At 44.5% G+C, this 16,774-nt stretch carries 20 protein-coding genes and 3 pseudogenes; 16 read left to right on the forward strand and 7 right to left on the reverse strand.

All coding sequences use genetic code 11. The features are described from left to right. Positions 1-469: 469 nt before the first annotated feature. The 4 genes and pseudogenes from AC56AD_RS02950 to AC56AD_RS02965 all read right to left on the reverse strand — a co-directional run bounded on the left by AC56AD_RS02950 (position 470) and on the right by AC56AD_RS02965 (position 2,882). The gene (locus AC56AD_RS02950; protein ID WP_012507402.1) at positions 470-796 is read right to left on the reverse strand and encodes a helix-turn-helix transcriptional regulator; all 327 of its coding nucleotides are present in this window, start codon (positions 794-796) and stop codon (positions 470-472) included. Then, positions 789-887 (reverse strand): type II toxin-antitoxin system RelE/ParE family toxin, encoded by a 99-nt coding sequence (locus AC56AD_RS02955; RefSeq protein WP_083765344.1) that lies wholly within the window; start codon positions 885-887, stop codon positions 789-791. Before AC56AD_RS02955 ends, AC56AD_RS02950 begins: the two co-directional genes overlap by 8 nt. A gap of 272 nt (positions 888-1,159) precedes the next feature. Then, positions 1,160-2,568: pseudogene (locus tag AC56AD_RS02960) on the reverse strand (IS1380 family transposase). Positions 2,569-2,660: 92 nt separating this feature from the next. Then, positions 2,661-2,882, reverse strand: a complete 222-nt coding sequence (locus AC56AD_RS02965) for a type II toxin-antitoxin system RelE/ParE family toxin (protein WP_083765345.1) — start codon at positions 2,880-2,882, stop codon at positions 2,661-2,663. Positions 2,883-3,094: 212 nt separating this feature from the next. Between AC56AD_RS02965 and AC56AD_RS02970 the strand changes: the two genes are divergently transcribed. The 8 genes and pseudogenes from AC56AD_RS02970 to AC56AD_RS03005 all read left to right on the forward strand — a co-directional run bounded on the left by AC56AD_RS02970 (position 3,095) and on the right by AC56AD_RS03005 (position 6,315). Beyond that, a complete protein-coding gene (locus tag AC56AD_RS02970) occupies positions 3,095-3,268 on the forward strand; it encodes a hypothetical protein (RefSeq protein ID WP_190274019.1) in 174 nt (57 codons plus the stop codon). A 156-nt stretch (positions 3,269-3,424) separates the two neighbouring features. Beyond that, positions 3,425-3,715, forward strand: coding sequence for a NadS family protein (gene nadS, locus AC56AD_RS02975; RefSeq protein WP_012507404.1), 291 nt, complete (start codon positions 3,425-3,427; stop codon positions 3,713-3,715). A 37-nt stretch (positions 3,716-3,752) separates the two neighbouring features. Further along, a complete protein-coding gene (locus tag AC56AD_RS02980; protein ID WP_263053219.1) occupies positions 3,753-4,157 on the forward strand; it encodes a GDP-mannose 4,6-dehydratase in 405 nt (134 codons plus the stop codon). A 333-nt stretch (positions 4,158-4,490) separates the two neighbouring features. Then, a complete protein-coding gene (locus AC56AD_RS02985; RefSeq protein ID WP_012507405.1) occupies positions 4,491-4,706 on the forward strand; it encodes a hypothetical protein in 216 nt (71 codons plus the stop codon). Between the two features lie 14 nt (positions 4,707-4,720). Further along, entirely contained in the window at positions 4,721-5,116 is a 396-nt protein-coding gene (locus tag AC56AD_RS02990; RefSeq protein ID WP_012507406.1) for a type II toxin-antitoxin system VapC family toxin, read from the forward strand. A 2-nt stretch (positions 5,117-5,118) separates the two neighbouring features. Continuing rightward, a pseudogene (locus tag AC56AD_RS02995) lies at positions 5,119-5,274 on the forward strand (GDP-mannose 4,6-dehydratase); the annotation flags it as partial. A gap of 225 nt (positions 5,275-5,499) precedes the next feature. Continuing rightward, a complete protein-coding gene (locus AC56AD_RS03000; protein WP_012507407.1) occupies positions 5,500-6,012 on the forward strand; it encodes a hypothetical protein in 513 nt (170 codons plus the stop codon). A 222-nt stretch (positions 6,013-6,234) separates the two neighbouring features. Beyond that, on the forward strand, positions 6,235-6,315 hold the full coding sequence (locus AC56AD_RS03005; protein ID WP_397233997.1) for a hypothetical protein: 81 nt from the start codon (positions 6,235-6,237) through the stop codon (positions 6,313-6,315). Positions 6,316-6,761: 446 nt separating this feature from the next. On the opposite strand, the gene AC56AD_RS03010 is transcribed toward AC56AD_RS03005, so the two are convergent. From AC56AD_RS03010 to AC56AD_RS03020, 3 genes are all read right to left on the reverse strand, one after another. After that, the gene (locus AC56AD_RS03010; protein WP_012507409.1) at positions 6,762-7,592 is read right to left on the reverse strand and encodes a PEP-CTERM sorting domain-containing protein; all 831 of its coding nucleotides are present in this window, start codon (positions 7,590-7,592) and stop codon (positions 6,762-6,764) included. A 146-nt stretch (positions 7,593-7,738) separates the two neighbouring features. Further along, complete coding sequence (locus AC56AD_RS03015) at positions 7,739-8,521, reverse strand: PEP-CTERM sorting domain-containing protein (protein WP_012507410.1); 783 nt, start codon at positions 8,519-8,521, stop codon at positions 7,739-7,741. A 210-nt stretch (positions 8,522-8,731) separates the two neighbouring features. Further along, positions 8,732-9,238, reverse strand: a complete 507-nt coding sequence (locus AC56AD_RS03020) for a transposase (protein WP_012507411.1) — start codon at positions 9,236-9,238, stop codon at positions 8,732-8,734. Positions 9,239-9,542: 304 nt separating this feature from the next. On the opposite strand from AC56AD_RS03020, the gene AC56AD_RS03025 reads away from it, so the two are divergent. The 8 genes and pseudogenes from AC56AD_RS03025 to AC56AD_RS03060 all read left to right on the forward strand — a co-directional run bounded on the left by AC56AD_RS03025 (position 9,543) and on the right by AC56AD_RS03060 (position 16,309). Further along, positions 9,543-10,445, forward strand: coding sequence for an Rpn family recombination-promoting nuclease/putative transposase (locus AC56AD_RS03025; protein WP_481859665.1), 903 nt, complete (start codon positions 9,543-9,545; stop codon positions 10,443-10,445). 207 nt (positions 10,446-10,652) lie between these two features. Next, on the forward strand, positions 10,653-11,600 hold the full coding sequence (locus AC56AD_RS03030) for an Rpn family recombination-promoting nuclease/putative transposase (protein ID WP_041526653.1): 948 nt from the start codon (positions 10,653-10,655) through the stop codon (positions 11,598-11,600). Positions 11,601-11,631: 31 nt separating this feature from the next. Beyond that, on the forward strand, positions 11,632-11,907 hold the full coding sequence (locus tag AC56AD_RS03035; RefSeq protein ID WP_012507414.1) for a hypothetical protein: 276 nt from the start codon (positions 11,632-11,634) through the stop codon (positions 11,905-11,907). Positions 11,908-12,108: 201 nt separating this feature from the next. Continuing rightward, positions 12,109-12,267, forward strand: a complete 159-nt coding sequence (locus AC56AD_RS03040; protein ID WP_223293971.1) for an addiction module protein — start codon at positions 12,109-12,111, stop codon at positions 12,265-12,267. A gap of 193 nt (positions 12,268-12,460) precedes the next feature. Further along, positions 12,461-13,976 (forward strand): annotated as a pseudogene (locus AC56AD_RS03045) (ATP-binding protein). Positions 13,977-14,165: 189 nt separating this feature from the next. Further along, positions 14,166-14,318 (forward strand): hypothetical protein, encoded by a 153-nt coding sequence (locus AC56AD_RS03050; RefSeq protein WP_190274055.1) that lies wholly within the window; start codon positions 14,166-14,168, stop codon positions 14,316-14,318. A gap of 227 nt (positions 14,319-14,545) precedes the next feature. Continuing rightward, positions 14,546-14,899, forward strand: a complete 354-nt coding sequence (locus tag AC56AD_RS03055) for a hypothetical protein (RefSeq protein ID WP_150085574.1) — start codon at positions 14,546-14,548, stop codon at positions 14,897-14,899. 111 nt (positions 14,900-15,010) lie between these two features. Then, positions 15,011-16,309, forward strand: coding sequence for a nucleotide sugar dehydrogenase (locus AC56AD_RS03060; RefSeq protein ID WP_012507418.1), 1,299 nt, complete (start codon positions 15,011-15,013; stop codon positions 16,307-16,309). The last annotated feature ends 465 nt before the right edge of the window (positions 16,310-16,774 follow it).

The raw sequence follows: 16,774 nt of genomic DNA on the forward strand, positions 1-16,774 counted from the left end.
GCTAATGGGTATAGGGTGGAGGTGAGTAAGGAGAGCTGATTTTTGAAGAGGGCGGGGGGACCCCGCTTGTACGGAATCAGGGCTGAAGAAGGGGGACGTTGTTGACTGGGTGTATTTGCTGGGTGGGTTGTGCCATTTTTGGTGCAGGGTTGGGCCGCTGCCTCGCGGCTGGGTGCTGCGAGCGTTTAACGATCCTGATTATATTGAGAGTTACGATGATGGTACAAGGCATTATCTGAAAAAAATTGTTGAAAATGAAAACAGATGGTTAAGAGTTGTAGTTAATGTAGATGTGATGTGATCGGAAAACAAGAATAAGCCAATTTCGGAAAATAAGCCGCGCATCTGAAATGGATCTGGAGGCATGGGTCGAAGCTATCCTTCTGCATGAAGATCTCAAAGAAGGGGGACGTTGTTGACTGGGTGTATTTTCTGGGCGTTAATTTGCTATTTCATCGAAAATTGATGTTCAGATCGTTTTCGGTTGCTGTTTTGGTTTCAGTTTGATTTCCAGTTCGCAATTAACTGCTTCAGCGTATTTTCTCAGTGTGGTAAGAGAGGGAGAATGCTTGCTGCCGGATTCCAGTCTGGAGATGGCACTTTTGGTCGTCCCGATTTTCAGAGCCACAGCTTCTTGCGTCATGCCTGAGAGCTGTCGTGCAGATAACAGCTCCCTGATCAATGCGTATTTTGGTTCCAGTGCTTCATATTCTCTGCGAAAATTCTCGTCTTGAAGGTTTTTGCATATCTCCTCCTCAACATTGTATGGTACTGGCTGGTATTTCAGATCATCCATTGTTAACCGCCTCTAATCTTTTTCTGGCAACTTGAAGCTCTTTATGCGGAGTTGACTGAGTTTTTTTAATAAAAGTATGCAGGATTATAATTTTTTTCCCTTTTAGCCTGTATAATTCATGAGGTCTACCAAAACAGAAGTTTTGAGTAAAAAAATGGAGCTACTCATCGTTGTGGCCAGGTAAAAAATTTCGTTATCACAAATGAAGTCAATTGAAGGAGTTCATAACCAACGAAAATAGCTCTGAACGGTCTGAAAAAACAGGCGATATTCCACAGTGATCGTACCCGCCCCATATGGCAAGTGAGTTTTGCTGCAATGGTGTAAAATGTATGAGTGTTTATTCTTTTGCCAATTGTCGCTTTACGATATCGTTGGTGGTGGCCAAGGCTGACGACGCAAATGTTCAAAGATTGCCAGACATTTTGAGAAAATCGACTGGTACGGATATGCCGTAGGCAACTGCACACTAATTTTTGTTTTCCGTTCAATGACTCTTGCGCCTATTTTCAAGATTTTCAAGCGAATACTCTCAAAGGTAGCCGTAGCCATGCTGGTTCCCTTGAGCATGTTGGATCGGAAACTGTGCAGCAAAACATAAGCTGCTGAGTGCAAAAACAGCCGAAACTGATTGGCCAAAAAACGGTGACAAGAGGTTCGATCGCTCTTGGTGTAGGTTTTGTGATCCTTTATGCACAATTCATCATTTCCACGAGCACAGTAGATCTCTTCGTAGAGTGCTTTTGCCTTTGCTTCCGGCATGTCCGTGCTGATAAAACGGACGTTCAACTTTCCAATGTCGGTCATCTCTACCTTTGCAACAACTTTACGTGGCTTGCTCCAGCTTTCTGCCTTGTACATGAAAGAGTGATAGCGTTTGAAGCCTGCTGGTTGCTGCTTGACGTGTTTGATCAGGGTTTCTACATGCTTGAGCAAAAGTGCGTTACGGGTCAGTCCGGTCACGCTGTAGCAATCATTTTGTTGGTCAATGAATGCAAAGACTTCTGGTGCTGAATAATGACTGTCACCACGGTAAACCAGTATGGTGTCTGGCCATTTTTGGCGAATACGTTCCACAATCCGTTTCACGTAGGAGACGATCTCCCGGCTTCCCGGGCGCTTGCCTGGCCGCAGTATCGTGGTGATCAGTTTGCCAGAAAAACCTTCATACACATGCAGAGGCTGATAACAGGTCTCCTGATAATAACCGCTGAACAGAGCCAATTGCTGATGGCCGTGCACAACATCCTCCGTATCGTCAAAATCCAGGACAATGACCTCGGGAGGTTCGACATACGAAGCGAGAAAATGATCCACAATACCATCTGCAATTCGATAGAGATCTCGACGGGTAATCATGTTTTCCAACCTGCTGAACGTTGGTTGACTGGCTAAATCAAGGCCGGTCTCAGGTAAACGACCAAGAGCTATTTTCATTGCCGGATCAATGCGTAAACTGTTGCTGTCATTGCAATCTTCGTAACCACAGGCGATTTGAAATACTCGCAGGGTATTGAGTTCATTGACACTATGCGTAATCGAAGAAGAACGTCGGCTATCACTGATGCACTTGGTCAGCATGCTGATGATGCCAAGTTGGGATTCGGTTTCATGCAAGAGCAACACACCAGCGTCGCTTGTGATGTTGCCGCCATCAAAATCCAGAGCAACTTTTTACCCATTACCGGGGCAATGGCTGATGCCGAATTGTATGAAAATAATGTTTGTTGAGTACTCTCTGATGTGACTATATTCGGCTGAAGGGGTTGCATAAATATCGCGTCTTATTTATTGACTTAAGCACCAATAATATAAGTAATTGCGGTATTTTTTGCCCCCCTTTTTTTTGTTTATGGTGAATAATTCAGGTTAGATAGCAATAGAGCGCTCTGCCAATACCATCTCGACCTTTCGGCCTCATTTCAAAAAGGCCGTCCCCCATCGCTTTGGTGTGGGGCATTCTCACATTTGGCCCGTATTCCTTCAAAAGAAGTGAAATCCTCCTGTAATCAGCCTTAATGCTGCTGGGCCATTCCTCAATATCCTCTTTAATGCTGGGATGGAAGTATTCGATTTCATAACTCATACCCCAAGTTAGCAAATACGATAACTATAAAAAATATTTTAACTGAAAAAACGATAGGGGACGTAGAGGACTATTGACAGTCATTCAGTGTCATAAAAAAGGAAGATGGACGTTGTTCACGGCGTGTAGTTACTGAGTGCTTACTTTGAAACTGCCAGAGCAGAGTAGGGGAGTAAATGTCGGAGTAAATGTCGGAGTAAATGTCGGAGTAAATGCTCTATTCGCATACATTCAGGCTAATCCAGGTCAGAGAGCAGGCGAAATGGCTGTACTGTTCACAGGTAACACAGCGAACCATAGAACGCTGGCTCAAACAATTACGAGAAGCTGACCGGATTGAGTTCATTGGCTCATCAAAAATCGGTGGATACTATCAAAAACAGTGACTATTCCGTGATATGTGTTCGTTGCAGAAGCGCTGGCCAGTGCTCCAGTCGTTTTAGTTGCGAGGGATGGATGCATTATCCTTCCCGTTTTTAAAAGGGGTTTGTTGGTTGTTGTGGATGCCATATTGTGCGAATTTGTGAAAAAGTTATAGCTATATGGAAGAGATACTATTTTCTGAGTTGCTTAAGAGCTTGAAAGAAGCCAACGATATTGCTGAAGGTATGTCAGAGGCTTCGCGCCGTTTTGAGATTACTCTGCCGGATGTTCAGTCAGTACGTGAGCAAATTGGGTTATCCCAAGATGAGTTTGCCTCAATGATGCGGGTTAGCGTCAGGACGCTGCAAAATTGGGAAAAGCATCGTCGTAACCCGACTGGTTCCGCTGCGGCTCTGCTCAAGATTGTAGTCGCAGCACCGGATGTGGCTCTTAAATCATTGCATTCGTGATAGTTCTTATGGTTTTTCTTTTGAGTCGTACGGGTGGATGATGCTGCAGCAGGAGCAGCCGAGGGATTATGTGATTGCGACGGGTGTGCAGTACAGTGTTCGCCAGTTTATTGAAAAGTCTGCGGCGCAGCTTGGGATCACCATTCGCTGGGAAGGGGAGGGGAGAGAGGAGATTGGCGTTATCGAGAGCCTCTCCACTCCGTATGCCTCGCTCCGTGAGGGGAGTGTGATTGTCCGGGTTGATGCGCGTTACTTCCGTCCAGCGGAGGTGGAGACGCTGCTTGGTGATCCAGCAAAGGCGAAGGCTGATCTGGGCTGGGTGCCGGAAATCACCCTCGACGAGATGGTTGAGGAGATGGTGGCGCATGATCTTGATCTTGCCCGCAGGCATGCCTTGCTTAAGGCTAATGGGTATACCGTAGAGGTCAGCAGGGAGAGCTGACCTCTACTTCAAGGATGAGGGACGTTGGTGACTACGGGTAGTTACTGCCTTCGGAGAGGGGGGCGTTGTTGACTGGGTGTATTTGCTGGTCATTAATTTACTATTCCATAGACTGGCTCTTGCTTCAATACCAATGTTATTTCTTTGTTTCATTCCGTACTATTCTGGTTTACATTCCGTAAGTTATCTCCATTGCTTCCATATTTTATGTTAAGATGTGCTTACGAATGTGCTCTCTTTCTGCTCTCGTCTGAATGAAGTGCGCATTGCTGAAGCGCTGGAAAAAATTCCAGTCGTTTTTTGTAATTTTGGAAAACCATTCAGGAGATAATTATGCTGCAAAGTTATGAAGCCTTCTACGATCATGGAGCTATGAAATGGTTGGGTGATAAACCTCCGGTTAAGCAGGCATACGTTATTGTAACTATCCTTGCCGAGAAAGAAGCAACTGTGATGCCATTACAGAAAAAACATCAGCCATCACCTCTCATTGCAGGAAAAGGTAAAATACTGGGAGACATCATCTCTCCGGTTTCACCAGCAGAATAGTGGAGTTGTCTCGAATGATCGTGCTTGATACGCATATTTGGGTGAAATGGATTATTGACGGTAATCCAGCTCTGTCAGAAAAAATTGTCAATGCAATGAGGGTTGATTGTCATTGGACTGTTTCAGCTATATCCTGCTTTGAGGTTTCTTTGTTGGTTAAACGTGGCAAGCTTCAGTTGCTCCTACCCGTTGAAGATTGGATAAAGGAAGTGCTTGAAAATTCAGGTATTGATTCACTTCCTGTTACCTGTGATATTATGCATAAAGCCGCTATGCTTTCCGAAATTCACAGGGATCCAGCAGACCGGATAATTATCGCGGCTGCTCTTGTTTATGATGCAAAACTGGCAAGTATAGATTCTGTATTTCCGGATTACATGGAACTGCAAGGCAGATTGTTCGGTAAATGAATGTGCGGATGCAGTGGATGATGCTGCAGCAGGAGCTGCCGAGGGATTATGTTATTGCGACTGGTGTGCAGTACAGTGTTCGCCAGTTTATTGAAAAGTCGGCGGCGCAGCTTGGGATTCCCATTCGCTGGGAAGGGAAGGGAAGGGAAGGGGAGGGAAGATTGGTAGCCCGTCGTCACGCTCTCCTCAAAGATGAGGGACGTTGGTGACTACGGGTAGTTACTGCCGGTGTTGTGTAATTTTGGTGGCAAAATACACACAGGCAGCTATGGCTAAGCCGACAGTGAATGGATACGGGTGTGGTATTGCTGTAGTATTGTTTTTCTTTAACTGAATAACAAAATAATAGTTTATTATAGATACATCAGTATGTAGAATATCTAATGACAGCCATCAGTCAGAAGCGGGGAATTCAACCATCAGAGATAAAAGTAACAAAGATGTGGTTTGCAAAAATAAAATTTCTATTTGCTGTTTTTGTTTTGGCTTTCTTCATTAGTCCTCAACCAGCAGTAGCCGTCGTTGACGTTATTACTGTCAGTTTCAGTGAAACATTATCACCAGCGTCTTATTCAGGCGCAATTGATCCTGCTGTAAGCGACAAGTTGATCAATATTAACAATGCTTCAGGCTCAAGTTCCATCTCTGAAATGGTTGGTGTAACCGATAGCGCGCTTGTTCAATGGAATTCTCGTGAAATATTAAATTCAACTGGTACTGACTTATTGGAAGGTTGTCTTGGTACAAACACGCTTTCTCAGAACGGTAACAGTTTGTGGTTTACTGGGTTAACTCCAAAAAGCATGTACACGATCTACGTGTATAGCCAGAGTTCAACGAATGGTTATAAGACACAAATAAAATATTCAAGCAATGTTGCTCCAGGTAGCTCATAAGAAACTCATGTTGCAGGTATACTCACAACCGATACATCAAGAATAGGATACGTTGACAATGGAAATTATTTGATAATAACGACTTATTCGACAAGTTCCGGGCAAATTCTATTGAATTATTCTGCTCTTGTACAAGGTCAAGAAGCAGTAATCAACGCTGTACAAATCAAAGCAGGTGAGCCAGCTACAGCTCCTACACCTGAGCCATCATCCTTTGTTCTTATGGGGATAGGCGGAATATTAGCTGTGATGTTGTGGAGAAAAAAGCAAAAATCGGTTAAACTGTATACTTTCAACGAGTAGTTCTGCTTATCTGGCATTGATCTTTGTTTTAGATTAATTTAACCACAACGATATAGATTAATAGACCAAAAGGTATTCTTTAGTCCTGTTATACACCCTTGGGTGCACCTCGTCAAAACGATAAGCCGTCATTATTTCTGTTTTGGCCCCAGAAAGAGTGTTGTTGTGAAAGTGCTGATTATAACCGGCAGAGATTAGAGAACGCAAGTTTCTTACATGAAAGGCATAGCCAACTATCATGCCTTCGAGGCCTCGATATTCAGCAATGGTATGGGCAGTCTTTGACAGGGGAAAGTACAGGGACTGTTCGAATTAGATTACAATAACACCAATATACCACTTTTTTTCAGGTAAGCTCTTTTTCATAATCCGTCATTTTTTTAAGAATGGTGTGAATGTTTAGAGGGTGGGCATGTGTTTTGTATCGCTTCCAAGAAGTAATATTTCTATTCTATCACTTGTCTCGACACTATCTTTTTCCTCGCTGCAATTCCGGCGATCAACGCCCCTACCCCCATCAACACATAGGTAGATGGTTCGGGATTCGGAGAATTATGATTAAATGATTTCAATAAGGCTGTTTGAGTAACAGCACCTGTTGCAGCAGTAAACCCTACCAATCCAGACGAAGAGCCTATTTCGCGACTGATAACAAATGGCGTTGCACTACTTCCATACGTAAGAGTAGCTGATCCTGGTTTTGAATTCAGCTGATTGAGGTATACCGACAATATTGCTCCATCATAGTCAAGCCACGTATACCAGATACCATTACTGTTAAATGTTTGTGATACTGATGCTTGTGATTCGCTCCTTATATTACCGTTAATATCGATACCAATGTGGTTGTGGTCAATGTCATTATATTTGACTCCGGGATCATTACGATGGGTATCAATCTCAACGCCAACACTTCTATTAATCCCATCATATCCTAACAATCCACCAGTCCCGCCAAGATTGGAACTTTCTTTATTCTTGATCACAAACACCAATCCATCAGCACCATTAGTAGAAGTGCCATCAAAGGAAAATGAAAAAGACGAATTGAAGCTGGTAACATCGACAGGTGTATGAAAAAAGACACTTCCAGCTCTTTTTTCTACATTAATAGAGGTAAGTTGCAAATCGTTTCCGGAATTTACAGCGGTACCATAACGCGTATAACCCGATGTTGACGAAAAATCATTATAAGTCAACACCGTCCCGGCTTCAGCACTACCCGACAAAAACAACCAGGCAAGCAGGGCTGAAAAAGCAATCAGTTTTTTTTTCATCTCAAACCCATGTGTTTATGTTGACAAGATATTTTTATACGTAACAGATTCAGCCGTTTACTACCATACTACTTTTGCCTCTCGAACAGTCAATATCTTTAGTTATAAAACGTTAACCTTCGTTTATCTTCCAGTATTCACCTTAACTATTTACCCTTAGCAATTAACAGATTCTTTTTCCATGCAACCATACCGGCAATCAACGCCCCTACCCCCATCAACACATAGGTCGAAGGTTCCGGAGTCGGCGATTTGCCATATACCAATTGCACAGCATTGATGCCGGCTCGATTTAGAGTATTTCCTGGATTGGTATAAAAAGCAACGTAAGCTTTGCCTGTTTCATCAGTTGTAAAATCGTAGGTAAGATAATTTCCGTTTGCCCGGTAGGTTGTCAAATGATCTGTCGTCAATGTTCCGATCGAGCTGTAAGTACCCGATCCCACTCTTATCGACAAATTCGTAATAAACGTATGCCTAACATCATTTTGCCCTTGACTGTAAACAACAACAGAGTACTGCTCATTAGCCATTAACCCGTCAAAGGATATTTTTGCTTCACCAACACCCGACTTTGAAGTAGATGCGTCATGCTTAAGCAGCTCTGGAGCATCACGATAACCCTCCTTTAATCCACTATCACCACCCACGGTGAATGTAGCGCTACTACTGCTGTAAAGATCCGTAAATGATGTTGAAGTACTGCCTTCGCTCAATCTGTAAGAACTCGAAACGCTATAGCCGTCCGAAGGCAAAGCACCAAAAAGAGCACTTGGATCCGAGATGTTGTTATCTGATACATAGAAGGTGATAACCTCTGTTGCAGCTATACCTTGGCAGGGATGAACCGCAAGAACAATAGCAAAACCTGCTAAATAGCTGATAAACTTATGTCTTACAACGGAACGAAACCAACGAATAAAAGTCATTTAACTAATATGAAATATATAGTTAATAGCCTCAATATTCACAAGTAAATATATGTTGACTAGGCTTTTTTTATCAAAGATAATAAGTGAAAAATGTTTGCTTTACAAATTTGTTAAAACATTTAACTTGATCTGTATAATCCGGTATGACGTTAAAGGTTTTGTGGATACTCGAATACATTAATTTTTTATCCTAATTCTAAATTGCAATCAAATTGATTTTAATATCCAATCCCAACCAGTTAAAGACCGAAGTCCGTCAGGATGTTCTTCCATTTTTTTCAGTCCTCTCGCTGCTTGTGCGATAACAGCTCCAAGTGTCTCAAATACCCGATTAGCAAATTCCTTCTCTCGCAATTCATCCCAAAGGTGCTCAACAGGATTTAATTCCGGTGAATACGGTGGCAGCTTTACAAGTACCATGTTCTTTGGAACCCTTAAATGCTCGGCACGATGAGAAGGCGCTCCATCCACAACCATCATGACAAACTCTTCAGGATGCTTATGAGAGACCTGCCTGAGAAATGCGCCCATACTCACTGTGTCCATTTTGCCGCCCAACATCCAATCAATCACACCATCTTGCGGAGATACTGCTGCGTACGCATAGACATACTCTCTTACAAGAGCTAACTTTACGATAGGACGAAGTGGCGCTGGAGCCCAGCATTTTCGAGGATCACTTATCCTTCCGAACCGAGCCTCATCCTGAAACATCAAGCGCAAAGGCAGATTCAGTACATTTTGCTTGGTGGCTTGTACCAGTGTCTCTGGGAGTTTTTTTTAAATTCTTCCTGTGCCTGTAGTTACTGCTCCTGAATGTGCCAATGTGTTGTGCTAAATCGGGTCAGCAGTTTTGAGGTTGAGTTTACTGCAGAGAGAAAATCCGGGTTTTTTAGTAGATTTCAAGGGGTGTGCTGTGGTATCGCCCTGTACATGCAAATTTATTCTGAATGTTGGTGGTTCATTTTTTCTGAACTATGGTTGTGCCGTATAATTTTCTCCAAAAGGAGAGTGAACTATGTTTATAAAAGATCGTTATATAAATCCCTTTACCGATTTTGGTTTCAAGAAGATTTTTGGCTCTGAAGTAAATAAGGAGCTGCTTATTGCGTTTCTGAACACGCTTTTGCCTCCGGAGGCGGGAACCGTTGCGGATCTCTCCTTTTTGCCCAATGAACAGGTTGGGCGCAGTGAATATGACCGTCGGGCGATCTTTGATCTCTATTGTGAAAACGAAAAGGGGGAAAAATTCATTGTTGAGATGCAGCGGGCGAAGCAGAACTATTTTAAAGATCGTTCGGTTTTTTATGCCACCTTCCCGATTCAGCAGCAGGCGCAGAGTGGAGACTGGAATTTCTGCCTGAAGGCGGTCTACATGGTCGGTATTCTCGATTTTGTTTTTGATGTAGATAAAGCTGATGATGCTGTGGTTCACCACGAGGTGAGACTGATCGATCGTTCAACGGGTGCGGTCTTTTATGACAAACTCACCTTTATTTATCTTGAGCTTCCCAAGTTTCTGAAAACGATTGATGAGCTTGTTACTGATTTCGACAAGTGGTGTTTTCTGCTCCGGCATCTCCCTGAGCTCACTGATCGTCCGGCTCGTCTGCAGGAGAAGGTCTTTCTTACAGTATTTGAACTGGCTGAAATTGCACAGTATTCGAGTGTGGAAGCTGCGGCTTATGAAGAGAGCCTCAAGGTCTATCGTGATCTGAAAAATGTTGTCGATACGGCGTTTGATGAGGGTATAGCCGAGGGTATCGTGAAGGGCAAGGCTGAGGGAATAGCCGAAGGAATAGCCGAAGGCATTCAGCAAAAGGCACTGGAAGATGCTAAAAGGTTTAAAGATGCTGGTGTTGATATCGAAACGATTGCACGTTGTACCGGTCTGCCGGTTACTCTTGTGGAAGGACTGTGAATGGTGATTTCGGAAGAGGGTGGGGAGACCCCGCCCGTACTGCTCGGAGGAAGGGGGACGTTGTTGACTGGGTGTATTTGCTGGGCGGGTTGTGCTGTTTTTGGTGCCTGGTTGGGCCGCTGCCTCGCGGCTGGGTTCACGGATTTTGGGGAAGAGATGTTATATTATTTTCGTCATTACTTCTTCATGTTTCTAAAAGCCGCATCTATGAGCATTCGATCGCCACGAAAACTGATCACCTTCGACTGGGCAATGAAGCGCTTGTTGCGCAGCAAGGCTAACTTTGAGATCCTTGAAGGGTTTTTAAGCGAGCTGCTTGGCGAGGATATTACGATTCTTGAAATCCTTGAAAGCGAGAGCAATAAAGAGAGCAAACTTGACAAATTCAATCGTGTTGATCTCAAGGTAAAGAACGGCAAAGACGAAATCATCATTATTGAGGTGCAGTATGAGCGGGAACTTGATTATCTGCAACGGATGCTGTATGGGACGTCGCGAGTCATAACCGAACATCAGCAGGAGGGTGAGCCCTATGCAACGCTGGTCAAGGTTATCTCGGTAAACATCCTCTATTTTAATCTTGGCCATGGCAGTGACTATATCTATCATGGTACGACGACGTTTGTTGGCATACACGATAACGACAAACTGCAGCTCGACATCCGACAGCAGAAGCAGTATGGGAAGATGCAGATAAACCACATTTATCCTGAATACTACCTCATCAGGCTGAACAACTTTAACAGCATCGCGAAAACATCGCTTGACGAGTGGATCTACTTTCTGAAGAACGAAGAGATCAAGGATGAGTTTCAGGCCAAAGGGATCCAGAAGGCAAAGCGGTCGTTTTCTCTTCTCAGTATGTCTGAAGCAGAACAGGCGGCCTACGCCCGTTATCAGGATGATCTTCGTTACCAGGCCAGTCTTGTAGAGTCGAACTATGGTCTTGGCCTTCGGGAAGGGAGAGAAGCCGGGATTACTGAAGGTCGCGTAGAGGGTCAAACCCGGCTGTTGAGAAAGTTGCTGGAGCGTCGTTTTGGTGTGCTGCCAGAGTGGGCAACCGGGAGATTAATCTGCGCAAGTGAACAGGAGCTGGAGGCATGGGCTGAAGCCATCCTCACAGCACAGACACTGGAAGCGGTTTTTACTCCGTGAAAATCTCAATGATCTAATCAGGAGGCTTGCCATGCAAGTGGTAAAAAATAAAGAAGGGAAGATTGAAGAAACGGGCAGTGTCGTCACTCCCTGCCGTCCCATAGAAGTAAACTCTGAGCACGACTTCAAGGCGCTTGGTTTAGCCAGCTTTTTTGATACCCAGGAAGACAACAATGTCGATTGGGAAGAGATTTTTCAGGCTGGCAGCAACGTGTGCCCAGGTTTGGTGCCACGTGTCAGCCCGGATCAACAGGATGTGTCAACGTTGCCTGCAGATTGTGGAATTTGTTATAGGAAGGAACGTTGATATGGCGGTGGCCTGTGTGCATGTGATGGAGCTTGAGGAGAGACTGAGGTTGGCGTATGAGGATTTTCTGAAAAAAGAACATTTGTGGATAACACGCATTATTCTGCTTGTACCTGAACATTCGTACCATGGGAAGGTGTTTTTCCATTATCACTCGATATCGTAATTATGGATAAGCTATTGATAAATAAGGCAATGAAAATGCCGCCCATTCAACGGGTTGCATTGGCAGAGTTGCTTCTTGCAAGTATTGATTATGAAGAGGGCGACATTCGTGAAGCATGGATAAGTGAGGTACATGAACGCATGAAAGCGGTAAATGAAGGTCGTTCGACACTTCTGGATTTTGATGCGTTATAGCGGTGAAGCTTAAATTTCAAGAATGAGCAGCTAAAGATTTGCTTGATGCAGTGAAATGGTATAAAGGAAGAAGGGGGACGTTGTTGACTGCGCTCGGTTTTTCTGACTAAAAGTTTTGTATTTTGCGGTGTCGTAAAAAAAGTGTGGAGTGCCGATACCTGTTATGGGCTCATGTTTAACATTGAGGTTGACGATGAAAAAGTTGCCAGTGGGCATACAGACCTTCAGCGAGATCATAAACGAGGATTACCTGTATATCGACAAAACCGGGATAGCCTATAGCCTGATTAACAACTTTAAATATGTTTTTCTGTCGCGCCCCCGGCGATTCGGCAAAAGCCTCTTCCTTGATACGCTGAAAAATATTTTCGAGGGAAATCGGGATCTGTTCCGTGGGCTGCTGATTGAGGAGCAGTGGAACTGGGAGGTGAAGTATCCGGTCATCCAGATCAGTTTCAGTGGCGGAATACGCAGCCAGGAAACTCTTCGCAAAAATCTTTTCTATATCCTGAATGACAATCAGGAGCGGCTTGATATTATTTGTGTGGAGAAAGAGGATCCCAACCAGTGTTTCGCAGAACTCTAAGAAGACCTCACAAAAGTATCATCAGAAGGTTGTTGTTCTTATTGATGAGTATGACAAACCGATTCTGGACAATATTGAGAATATCCCCGAGGCTCTGGTTATCCGGGATGGAATGCGGGACTTTTATACCAAAATCAAGGAGAACGACCGGTATCTGCGCTTTGCCTTCCTCACAGGGGTGAGTAAATTCTCCAAAGAGTCGCTCTTCAGCGGTCTGAACAATCTTGAAGATATCAGCCTGAACCCTGATTTTGGCAACGTTTGTGGTTATACCCAGCTTGATCTGGAGAGCTCTTTTGCCCCTTATCTCGAAGGTGTTAATATGGAGCAGGTCAAGCGGTGGTACAATGGGTATAACTTTTTGGGTGATAGTGTGTATAACCCTTTCGATATCCTGCTGTTTATCAAGAACCAGCGTACGTTCCAAAACTTTTTGTTCGAGACAGGAACGCTAAAGTTTCTGATTGAACTCATCAAAAAGAACAACTATTTTATTCCAAAATTTAATGGATTACAGGTTAATAAGTCTCTGGTTAACAGCTTTGACCTTGAAAATCTCAATCTGGAGACTATTCTGTTTCAGACCGGCTATTTGACCATCAAGCGCCAGCTGCCGTTGGATATGGGATTTGGTTATGAGTTGGGATTTCCTAACAGGGAGGTGCAGACCAGTTTTAACGATTATATCCTGCAATCGGTGACCAGCGTTTCGGAAAATGAGCCCATCCGCCGTGAGCTGCTGGCTATCATGAATACTGGTGATGTTGAACGATTTGAACCTGTTATCAAGCGTCTTTTTGCAAGCATCGCCTATAATAATGTTACCAACAATGACATTGAGCGTTACGAGGGCTTTTATGCCAGCGTGCTTTATGCCTGTTTTGCCAGTATCGGAGTAGAGATCATCGCCGAGGATGTGAGCAACAAGGGCAGAATTGACCTGACGCTGAAGGCTGTGGGGAGAACCTTTTTCTTTGAATTCAAGGTGACTGACGGGGAGCCACTTGAGCAGATCAGGGAAATGAAATATTACGAAAAATATGAGGGGGAACGCTATCTGATTGGCATCGTCTTTGACCCGAAACAGAGAAACGTCAGCAAGTTTGAGTGGGAGAGGATTTAAAGCCTGTTCCCAAATTCCAGAAGGGGGACGTTGTTGACTCCGTGCACATTCTTCCTTGGTTGCAGAGAGTGACGTTGTTGACTGCATGTACTTACTGCTCCAGAATGTTCCAATTTGTTGTGCTGGATCGGTTCTGCAGCTTGGCGGCTGGGTTCACGGATTTTGGGGAAGAGATGCTGATCACCTATCATGAGCAGAGGTGGTTGCGTGCTGGGTGTAACAGTGTTGAAAGGTAAGCCAGAGTGGGCAACCGGGAAGTTAAGCCGCGCAACTGAACAGGAGCTTGAGGCATGGGCTGAAGCTATCCTCACCGCACAGACACTGGAAGCGGTTTTCAAATAAATGTTACTGTACGAAAAAGGGGGACGTTGTTGACTAGGGGTACATCCTGCTCGGGTTGTGCTGTTGTGTATGCCGGTTCGGGCCAGCGGCTCTGCGGTTGGGTGCACGGACTTTGTGAAATAGATGTGATGCTCGAAGTTTTATAAGTGAGCTGTTTGGCGAGGAGAGAGCATGGCGAAAACTTCGCATTGGATCGTGGTACACTCAGAGCCATTTTGCGGTGTGCATTGCTGAAACGCTGGCCGAAGTTCCAGTCTGTTTTTGTACCTTTGAATAAGATTGCTGTGATCATGATGCTGCAAAATTATGCAGCTTTTTATGATCATGGAGTCATTGAATTGGCTGGTTGCCGCTACTCGTTGAAGATTGCATTAAAGGAAGGGCTTGAAAATTCAGGTATTGATTCGGTTCTGGTTACCTGCAATATTACGATTATGAAGGATGGGCGTAAGGTGCTGGTTTGGAGTGCGGAAGTTTTTAAAGTCGGCGCAGGCGTGTTGTTCAATCCATCACCGCTCTTTCGTAAGTGGCGTATTGTGCTGTCTGGAATTGGAATTGGATGTGGTGTGAATCTGATATGAACATATTGTTATAAAATATTTTAGAGATATTTAAAGCAGGCGCTCTTTCGTAGTAACGTGTTGGTCTTACTGACGTTTTTTTGTGCTAAAAAAACTATCCTTCCCCCATTTATGAATTCAATTAGAATTGCTGTTGTTGGTCTTGGCTATGTCGGCTTGCCGCTTGCTGTGGAGTTTGCCAAAAAGTATCCTGTCGTTGGTTTTGATATCAAGCAGGAGCGTGTCGGTGAACTTGGGCAAGGTTACGATGCTACACTTGAGGTGACCAGTGAAGAGCTGAAGAGTGTTCTCTGCGAGAGTAACTATAATGGGGAGGAAGGGAGTCCGGGTCTTTTTGTGAGTTCTGACAGTAGCGATCTTGGTGCGGTAAATTACTATATCGTTACGGTACCTACTCCGACTGACAAGAACAATCGTCCTGATCTTTCACCGCTCCTCAAGGCGAGCGAAACCATTGGCAGGGTGCTCAAGATGGGCGATATTGTCATCTATGAATCAACGGTCTATCCCGGTGCTACCGAGGAGGATTGTGTCCCTGTTCTTGAACGATTCTCCGGGCTTACGTTCAACCGTGACTTTTTTGCTGGCTACTCTCCCGAACGGATTAATCCCGGCGATAAGGAGCATACAGTAACAAAGATAAAAAAGGTTACATCGGGCTCAACTCCAGATATTGCCACTAAAGTTGATTCGCTCTATCGATCGATCATCGTTGCCGGTACCCACTTGGCCTCATCCATCAGGGTTGCGGAGGCGGCCAAGGTGATTGAGAATTCGCAGCGTGATATCAATATTGCCTTTGTCAATGAGTTGTCCGTGATTTTCAACCGGATGGGGATCGACACTCATGAAGTTCTGGCGGCAGCGGGTACCAAATGGAACTTTCTTCCCTTTAAACCGGGTCTTGTGGGAGGTCACTGCATCGGTGTTGATCCATATTATCTTGCCCAGAAGGCTCAGGAGTATGGCTACCATCCGGAAATCATTCTTGCGGGGCGGAGGTTGAACGATAACATGGGCAAGTATATAGCCTCGCAGGTCATTAAACTGATGATAGCGCGTGATCACAAGATCAAGGGTGCCAAGATTCTGATGCTTGGCATCACCTTTAAGGAGAACTGTCCCGATATCCGGAACACCCGTGCTGTCGATATTGTGAATGAACTGAAGCAGTATGGCGCTGAAGTGGATATTCACGATCCGTGGGCGAATCCCGAAGAGGTGATGCATGAATACGGGTTTGAATGCCTTCATGAGCTTAATGGCAATCATTACGAGGCCATCATTCTTGCTGTAGCGCACGATGCATTTGCCGCTCTTGATATTCGCTCACTTAGCTCTGGCATTAATGCGGTCATTTATGATGTGAAAGGGGTTTTGCCGATTGATAAGGTTAGTGGAAGGTTGTAACGATCGGGCCTGCAGCCTGGTGGATGGGCTCACGGATTTTGGGGAAGAGATGTTATATTTGAGCAATGGAACGCCTGTTGCGTAGCAAGGCTAACTTTGAGATACCCGAAGGCTTTTTAAGCGGGCTGCTTTGAATTTCGATGTTGCCCATTAATGAATTCAGCCTCCGACGAGGATCTGGTACTTGTGACAACGAGGTATCCGTGGGAGGTATTTCCACCTGTTTGGATTCATGCTAACGAATCAACGGTAAAACTCCTTCATATCTTGCGGCTAAGTCCGGTGACCCCGATGCAGCATCTCTCTTTGTAGATGCTTTGTTGAATCCAATAATTGTTGAACAATTAGCTGATACATTTGCCTGGAAAAAACCAGTATTGGTTTCAGCACATGCAGTGGAAGGGTCTGGGGGTAAACACCATACTGGAAGCATTGGCTGATATGCTTGTCCAACAGTTAGGCTGG

The organism is Pelodictyon clathratiforme (genome assembly GCF_982375515.1).

Bases quoted from the DNA above. Each gene is read 5' to 3' on its own strand.
- AC56AD_RS03050 (WP_190274055.1), top strand. From the start codon at position 14,166: ATGAGCAGAGGTGGTTGCGTGCTGGGTGTAACAGTGTTGAAAGGTAAG.
- nadS (WP_012507404.1), top strand. From the start codon at position 3,425: ATGGAAGAGATACTATTTTCTGAGTTGCTTAAGAGCTTGAAAGAAGCC.
- AC56AD_RS03015 (WP_012507410.1), bottom strand. From the start codon at position 8,521: ATGACTTTTATTCGTTGGTTTCGTTCCGTTGTAAGACATAAGTTTATC.
- AC56AD_RS03040 (WP_223293971.1), top strand. From the start codon at position 12,109: ATGCCGCCCATTCAACGGGTTGCATTGGCAGAGTTGCTTCTTGCAAGT.
- AC56AD_RS03060 (WP_012507418.1), top strand. From the start codon at position 15,011: ATGAATTCAATTAGAATTGCTGTTGTTGGTCTTGGCTATGTCGGCTTG.
- AC56AD_RS02965 (WP_083765345.1), bottom strand. From the start codon at position 2,882: ATGAGTTATGAAATCGAATACTTCCATCCCAGCATTAAAGAGGATATT.
- AC56AD_RS03010 (WP_012507409.1), bottom strand. From the start codon at position 7,592: ATGAAAAAAAAACTGATTGCTTTTTCAGCCCTGCTTGCCTGGTTGTTT.
- AC56AD_RS02985 (WP_012507405.1), top strand. From the start codon at position 4,491: ATGCTGCAAAGTTATGAAGCCTTCTACGATCATGGAGCTATGAAATGG.
- AC56AD_RS02970 (WP_190274019.1), top strand. From the start codon at position 3,095: ATGCTCTATTCGCATACATTCAGGCTAATCCAGGTCAGAGAGCAGGCG.
- AC56AD_RS03000 (WP_012507407.1), top strand. From the start codon at position 5,500: ATGACAGCCATCAGTCAGAAGCGGGGAATTCAACCATCAGAGATAAAA.
- AC56AD_RS02950 (WP_012507402.1), bottom strand. From the start codon at position 796: ATGGATGATCTGAAATACCAGCCAGTACCATACAATGTTGAGGAGGAG.
- AC56AD_RS03035 (WP_012507414.1), top strand. From the start codon at position 11,632: ATGCAAGTGGTAAAAAATAAAGAAGGGAAGATTGAAGAAACGGGCAGT.
- AC56AD_RS03005 (WP_397233997.1), top strand. From the start codon at position 6,235: ATGGGGATAGGCGGAATATTAGCTGTGATGTTGTGGAGAAAAAAGCAA.
- AC56AD_RS02990 (WP_012507406.1), top strand. From the start codon at position 4,721: ATGATCGTGCTTGATACGCATATTTGGGTGAAATGGATTATTGACGGT.
- AC56AD_RS03020 (WP_012507411.1), bottom strand. From the start codon at position 9,238: ATGTTTCAGGATGAGGCTCGGTTCGGAAGGATAAGTGATCCTCGAAAA.
- AC56AD_RS03025 (WP_481859665.1), top strand. From the start codon at position 9,543: ATGTTTATAAAAGATCGTTATATAAATCCCTTTACCGATTTTGGTTTC.
- AC56AD_RS02980 (WP_263053219.1), top strand. From the start codon at position 3,753: ATGATGCTGCAGCAGGAGCAGCCGAGGGATTATGTGATTGCGACGGGT.
- AC56AD_RS03030 (WP_041526653.1), top strand. From the start codon at position 10,653: ATGAGCATTCGATCGCCACGAAAACTGATCACCTTCGACTGGGCAATG.